This is a genomic window from Prevotella sp. P5-64, from assembly GCF_002251285.1.
In the GTDB taxonomy this organism is placed as follows: Bacteria; Bacteroidota; Bacteroidia; order Bacteroidales; family Bacteroidaceae; genus Prevotella.
The window spans coordinates 41,834-48,664 of the sequence record NZ_NPJK01000002.1 but is presented as its reverse complement, the minus strand read 5'-3'; the positions used below and the strand labels follow the sequence as shown (position 1 = coordinate 48,664).

Genomic DNA, 6,831 nt, shown 5'->3' with positions numbered 1-6,831 from the left:
GTGGTAGAGCGAGGTGGGGTGGAACTGTACAAACTCCATGTCCTGTACGGTGCCCTTGGCGCGGTAGACCATAGCCTCGCCGTCGCCCGTGGCAATCACGGGGTTGGTGGTGGTCTGGTAGACGGCTCCGCAGCCACCGGTACACATCACGGTGACCTTGCTCAGATAGGTGTCTACCTTCTGGGTGTCGGGGTCGAGCACGTAGGCTCCATAGCAGTTGATATAGGGAGTGCGTCGGGTGACGCGCGCACCGAGGTGGTGCTGGGTAATAATCTCTACGGCAAAATGGTTTTCCTTGATATCGATGTCGGGGTTGCTGCGCACGGCTTCCATCAGACCGCGCTGTATCTCGGCACCGGTGTCGTCGGCATGGTGCAGGATGCGGAACTCGGAGTGGCCTCCCTCGCGGTGCAGGTCGAACTCGCCGTTGTCCTTGCGGTCGAAGTTGACACCCCAGTTGACGAGCTCCTTGATCTGCTCGGGCGCCATCGTCACTACCTGCTCTACGGCCTTGGGGTCGCTGATGTAGTCACCGGCTATCATGGTGTCCTCGATATGCTTTTTGAAATTGTCTTTCAGCAGATTGGTTACCGACGCCACTCCGCCTTGGGCAAAGTAGGTGTTAGCTTCGTTGAGCGATGTCTTGCATATCATGCAGACCTTACCTTTATGTGCTCTCGCTACCTTAAGCGCATAACTCATTCCGGCTACGCCTGAGCCGATAATGAGAAAATCGTACTTGTAAACCATATTTATCTTATTTCGGTGCAAATTTACTAAAAATTATAATAATCATAACTCTTTTGGCAATTAAATTCGTAATTTTGCATACAGTTATTATGAACAGGATATTCCATTACAGGGTTACGGCCATCGATGTGAGTGCCATCGTGCTCATGGCTTTGCTCTCCTTCTACTTCTTCTGGATGCAGAGGGTGGTGGTGGCGCTGCCTGTGGCAGCCGTGTGGGTGCTGATGGTCGAGCGCGTGCTCCATACCACCTATTCCTTCACCCCCGAGGCCCTCGTGGTGAGCGGTGGTCGCTTCTCGCGTACCCGCAGCATTGCCTATGCCGATGTAAGCCGCTGCCAGACGATGACAAACTGCTTCGGGCTGGTCGGCTATGTACTCGTAGAGTATGGCAAGGGCAGGTCGCTGAGTCTGAAACCACAGATGGAACAGCTGTTTGTAGATGAAATGACAAAGAGAATAACTGTTAAACAATGACGCATACCTATTTATATATATTAGGTTGGCTGCTGATGTGGCTGACCGCAGTTCCCGTACAGGCCCAGGACGTAGCGGGCGAGGACGAGACAGTGGGGGGGACTCTGCCTGCCGACACCCTCGTGCGCGACTCGCTCTCGCTGAAGTGGCCACAGTCTGCCGTACATGGCATCGACCGTCTCCTCGAGGCCGATATGTTCCAGACCTCTCAGGTAGGGCTCATGGTCTATGACCTCACAGCCGACTCTGTCATCTACCGTCACAACGAGCGGCAGATGATGCGTCCGGCGTCGACCATGAAGCTGCTCACCGCCATTGCCGCCATCGACCGTCTCGGCGGTTCGTATCAGACCAAGACCGAGCTGTGCTATACCGGGCATATCGCCAACCGTACCCTCGAGGGCGACATCTACTGCGTGGGTGGCATGGACCCCCTCTTCAATGCCGATGATATGTCAGCCTTTGTCGAGAGCATCCGTAAGATGGGCGTCGACACTATCCGCGGCCACCTCTATGCCGACAAGAGCATGAAGGACTACGACCTGCTGGGCGAGGGATGGTGCTGGGACGACGACAACCCCGTGCTCACGCCCCTCATCTATGGCCGCAAGGACCAGTTTATGGAGCGCTTTGAGCGTGAACTGCGCGAGTCGGGGCTTGTGGTCCAGGCTTTTGCCTCTACCGCCGTCAAGCCCGACACAGCCTTCTGCATCTGCGCCCGTTATCACACCATCGACCAGATACTCATGCGTATGATGAAAGAGAGCGACAATCTCTATGCCGAGTCGCTCTTCTATCAGCTCGCTGCCTCGGGTGGCGCCCGTCCGGCTTCAGCCCGTCACGCCCGCCAGTATATCCGTCGCCTTATAGACAAGGTGGGGCTCCACGGCCAGCGCTACCGCATTGCCGATGGTTCGGGTCTGTCGCTCTACAACTATGTCACCGCCGAACTCGAGGTGCGTCTGCTCCGCTATGCCTATCGTTATCAGAATATCTATATTCATCTGCTCCCTTCGTTGCCTAAGGCAGGAGTAGATGGCACTCTGGAAAAGCGTATGCACGGAACCTTCACCAAGGATAACGTCAAGGCAAAGACCGGCACCCTCACCGGTGTCATCTCGTTGGCAGGCTACTGCACTGCCGCCAACGGTCACCAGCTCTGTTTCGCCATACTCAACCAGGGAGTGATGCGCGCCAGCGATGCCCGCCACTTCCAGGACCGCGTCTGCGAAGTCCTCTGCAATCCGCAGTGATTGGCGGGAGAGGGGGAAGGTAGCAGGATGTGAGCGGAGGTGATAGCGTGTTGCGCTTAGCCGTATGTGTTATATGTCGCGTGTGGTTCCATATCCTTGAATATGCTATCGCAAGAAACTACAAAAAGATTTGTGGCTTTTCAGGGCTTCGCCCTTTGCGTCCGTGTGTGTCGGGAAATATCTCGAGAGCATGCTCTCGGATATTCCCCGCCACCCCCATCCGCGCCTGCCTTGTGGCAGGCTGAAAAGCCGCAAATACAAAAAGTCCGCCGTTGGCGGTAAAAAAGTCCGGCTAACGCCGGTACAAAAAAAGATTACCTTATTTTATATCGGCAGGTGTCAAACAGATGGAATAACACAATCAGCTGTTTTTTTACCGCCAAAGGCGGACTTTTTTTACGGCCACCGGCCGCTTTTTGAACCATGCCGGCTGTTGTCGTCATGCGAAGCATGGCGTTGGGGATGGCGGCGACGACAATGAGGAAAACGAGTTTTCCGACTGGCGTCACCGTCAGCCACAAAAAGGCGAAGCCGACAACAGTTGGCATGGCTTTTTGTGTTTATATCACCCCCTGATTGAGGCAGCTAATAATGGTTTAATCCCGCAATTGAAACCTTGTTTCCTGCCGTGGTAACGCCTTCGGCTAACCGCAACTCTTACAGAGTAGCTAAGTAGGGTGGTGTTCTTACCCAGGGTAGAGGCGCTGCGCACCTCAACCCTGGGCTATGAAATCGCAACTCCTACAGAGTTGCTGCTGCTTGCGGGCCATAATTCATCGTTGATGATGCGCCCGCCAAGGGTTATATATAATTTGGTTGTTGTCGATGATATGCACACCAACAACCATGTATGGTTATACCATCGTAGGCGGTGCGCATCCCTGGCAACTCTGTAGGAGTTGCGTTTCCTCAGCCCAGGGTTGCGGGCGAAGCACGCTACCCTGGGTAAGCGATCAACTAATATAGCTACTCTGTAAGAGTTGCGATTAGCCGTAGGCGTTACCAACCTTTCAACCCTCTACTATGTCCCCTTATATATATAAATAGGTATAGGGGGAAACGCAATTATTTTCTGATTAGTCCCCGTGGTTCTGGAATTGCGCAAATTTTGCGCTAAAAATTACCTGCTGTAACGCAATTTTCACCTTAAAAAGTTTTTGGGTCTCATAATTAATTGTAAATTTGCATCAGCATCATCTTAATAATTGATAAAATATGAGTAAAAAATGTAGTTTAACATTACTCTTTTTCTTGCTTTTCATGCCTTTGTCTCTTTTGGCACAAGAGATAACGGTCAAGGGAAAAGTCTCTGAGAAAGGTACTGGCGAACCCTTGCCGGGCGCAAGCGTAGTAGTCCAGAAATCCACAAAGGGTGTTATGACCGACGTTGATGGTGGCTATGAAATCAAAGTCAAGCCAACCGACAAACTTGTGTTCTCCTACGTAGGTATGGAGGACAAAGTCGTTACCGTGGGAAACCAGACAGTTATCAATGTAGAGCTTGCCCCCAAGGGTAACGAGCTTGACGAGGTAACGGTCGTAGCCTACGGTAAGCAGAAGAAGGAGAGTATCACCGCGTCTATTACCACGGTCAACGCCAAGGACCTGCGCGTACCATCGAGCAGCTTTACCCAGTCGTTTGCCGGTAACATCGCTGGTATGATAGCCTACACCCGCTCGGGTGAGCCGGGCCAGGACAACACCGACTTCTTCGTTCGTGGCGTCACCACGTTCGGCGAGGGTGGCTCCAACCCTCTTATCTTGATCGACAACATCGAGCTGACCACAACAGACCTTAACCGTCTGCGTCCCGATGACATCGAGAGTTTCTCTATCCTCAAGGATGCGTCGGCCGCAGCCCTCTACGGAGCCCGCGGTGCCAACGGTGTCATCCTGGTTACCACCAAGCGTGGTGAGGAGGGTCCCGCCAAGATTTTCGGACGTATAGAGCACTCTATCTCAAGTCCTACCAAGAAGGTGGAGATAGCCGACCCCGTAACCTACATGCAGTGTTACAACGAGGCCCTGCTGTCGCGCAATCCCAGCAACATTGACGACCTCATCTACAGCCAGGACAAGATAGAGAACACGGGCAAGCCTGGTGCCAACCGCATCATCTACCCTGCCAACGACTGGTACAACATGCTGTTCAAGAACACCGCACAGAGCACCCGTGCCGATGTGTCTATCCGAGGTGGTGGTAAGGTGGCTACCTATTATATATCGGGAGCCTTCACCCAGGATAGCGGTATCCTGAAGGTGGACCACCGCAACAGCTTCAACAACAACATTGACAGCAAGGTCTACACCATGCGTGCCAACGTGGATGTCAATGTTACCAAGACCACCAAGGTGGGCCTGCGCCTTACCGGCAACTTTGACGACTACACCGGCCCGATGTCTTCGGGTAACGAGATGTTTGTCAATGTAATGCACGCCGACCCCGTATTATTCCCCGCCTACTATCCCATGGACAATGACCATATAGGCATCAAGCACATCATGTTCGGTAACTACGAGACGGGCGGATACATCAACCCATACGCCGAGATGGTTCGCGGCTACAAAGACTACCAGCGCTCGCAGATGATAGCCGCCGTACAGCTGGACCAGGATCTGAGTTTCATCACCAAGGGCCTGAAGTTCACCACCCTCTTTAACCTTACGCGCCTTTCTGACTTTACCACCAAGCGTTACTTCAAACCTTACTGGTATCAGCTGGGCAGCTACGACTCGTACACAGGCGAGTACCATATTAACCGTATCAATGAGGATGGTACAGACTATCTGACCTATGAAGAAGGAAAGAAGAACGTGACCAACACCATGTACTGGGAAAGCCGCCTGTACTGGAACCAGCACTTTGACGTTCACTCCCTGGGTGCCCTGTTGGTATTCACCACCCGCGAGCAGCGCAATGCCAACGCCGGCAGCCTGCAGCTCTCGCTGCCCTCGCGTAACGTGAGCCTGGCAGGCCGATTGACTTACGGCTATGACGACCGCTACTTTGCCGAGTTCAACTTCGGTTACAACGGTTCTGAGCGTTTCTCTAAGGAGCACCGCTGGGGTTTCTTCCCCTCAATGAGTTTCGGCTGGATGATGTCTAACGAGAAGTTCTTCAAGCCATTGGAGAAGATTATCACCAAGCTGAAGCTGCGCTACTCTTACGGTCTCGTAGGTAACGACAACATCGGAAAGGCAACCAACCGCTTCTTCTATCTCTCTGAGATGAATATGAACTCTGGCTCGGCCGCATCGCACTTCGGCAACAACCTGCAGACCGCCTATAACGGCATCACCTTTAAGCGTTATGCCAACGCAGCCATTACATGGGAACGCTCCAAGAAGCAGAACTTCGGAGTGGAACTCCAGCTGTACAAGGACTTGGACATTATAGCCGAATACTACAACGAGAAGCGTACCGATATATATATGAGCCGTGCAGACATTCCGTCGACTATGGGTCTGCAGACCGCTATCAGCGCCAACATCGGCGAGGCCTCTGCACACGGTGTAGACATCCAGCTCGAATACAAGAAAAACTGGAACAAGGATCTCTGGACATCGGCCCGCGGTAACTTCACTTTTGCCCGCAGCAAGTACGAGGTTTACGAGGAGCCCACCTATGCCGAGTCTTATCGCCAGCACAAGGGCTACTCTATCAAACAGAAATGGGGTTACATAGCCGAGCGTCTGTTCGTAGACGACGAGGAGGCCGCTAACAGCCCGTCGCAGGCCGGTTTTGGTTCGCAGTACGGCGGTGGTGACATCAAGTACACCGACGTAAACAAAGATGGTATCATCAACGAGGCCGATATGGTGCCCATTGGTAACCCCACCTCACCAGAGTTTATCTATGGTTTCGGTGTGTCGGTAGGCTACAAGGGCTTCGACTGCTCGGTATTCTTCCAGGGCCTGGCCAACGAGTCGTTCTGGATCAACGCCAGTGGCTACAGCAAGAACAACACTGGCGGTATGGCCCCATTCTACCAGCACACCCAGTTGCTCAAGTCTATCGCCGACGACCACTGGAGCGAGGACAACCGCAACCTGTATGCCTTCTGGCCCCGCCTGAGCACCTATCTTAACAACAACAACACGCCGACCAGTACTTGGTGGATGCGCGACGGCTCGTTCCTGCGCCTGAAGCAGATGGAGTTAGGTTACACCATTCCACGCAATCTCACCAAGAAGTGGCACATGGACAGTCTGCGCTTCTACGTATCGGGTACCAACCTGCTCAACTGGAGCAGCTTCAAGATGTGGGACCCCGAGCAGGGAGCCTCAGCCTTGAACTATCCGCTGCAGCGTACTATCAATATCGGCTTAAACGTTACCTTCCAATAAAACAG

The 6,831-nt window shown here is 53.2% G+C and carries 5 protein-coding genes; 3 read left to right on the top strand and 2 right to left on the bottom strand.

From position 1 onward, the window contains the following. Window positions 1-750 (bottom strand): FAD-binding protein (locus CIK87_RS00220; protein WP_144008043.1); only part of this gene is annotated, 750 nt, incomplete at its 3' end. An 89-nt stretch (window positions 751-839) separates the two neighbouring features. On the opposite strand from CIK87_RS00220, the gene CIK87_RS00215 reads away from it, so the two are divergent. Together CIK87_RS00215 and dacB are read left to right on the top strand one after the other, a co-directional pair. Beyond that, window positions 840-1,226 (top strand): hypothetical protein, encoded by a 387-nt coding sequence (locus CIK87_RS00215; protein ID WP_094384456.1) that lies wholly within the window; start codon window positions 840-842, stop codon window positions 1,224-1,226. Beyond that, on the top strand, window positions 1,223-2,479 hold the full coding sequence (gene dacB, locus CIK87_RS00210) for a D-alanyl-D-alanine carboxypeptidase/D-alanyl-D-alanine-endopeptidase (RefSeq protein WP_094384454.1): 1,257 nt from the start codon (window positions 1,223-1,225) through the stop codon (window positions 2,477-2,479). Before CIK87_RS00215 ends, dacB begins: the two co-directional genes overlap by 4 nt. Window positions 2,480-2,793: 314 nt before the next feature. Here the strand turns inward: dacB and CIK87_RS00205 are convergent, their stop codons facing one another. Continuing rightward, window positions 2,794-3,027, bottom strand: coding sequence for a hypothetical protein (locus CIK87_RS00205; RefSeq protein ID WP_094384452.1), 234 nt, complete (start codon window positions 3,025-3,027; stop codon window positions 2,794-2,796). Between the two features lie 727 nt (window positions 3,028-3,754). On the opposite strand from CIK87_RS00205, the gene CIK87_RS00200 reads away from it, so the two are divergent. Beyond that, window positions 3,755-6,826: a TonB-dependent receptor gene (locus CIK87_RS00200; RefSeq protein WP_254046475.1), complete on the top strand. Its 3,072-nt coding sequence runs from the start codon at window positions 3,755-3,757 to the stop codon at window positions 6,824-6,826. The last annotated feature ends 5 nt before the right edge of the window (window positions 6,827-6,831 follow it).

What these genes read in the sequence shown, in the direction of transcription:
- CIK87_RS00205 (WP_094384452.1), bottom strand. Translation starts at nt 3,027, where the DNA reads ATGCCAACTGTTGTCGGCTTCGCCTTTTTGTGGCTGACGGTGACGCCA.
- dacB (WP_094384454.1), top strand. Translation starts at nt 1,223, where the DNA reads ATGACGCATACCTATTTATATATATTAGGTTGGCTGCTGATGTGGCTG.
- CIK87_RS00215 (WP_094384456.1), top strand. Translation starts at nt 840, where the DNA reads ATGAACAGGATATTCCATTACAGGGTTACGGCCATCGATGTGAGTGCC.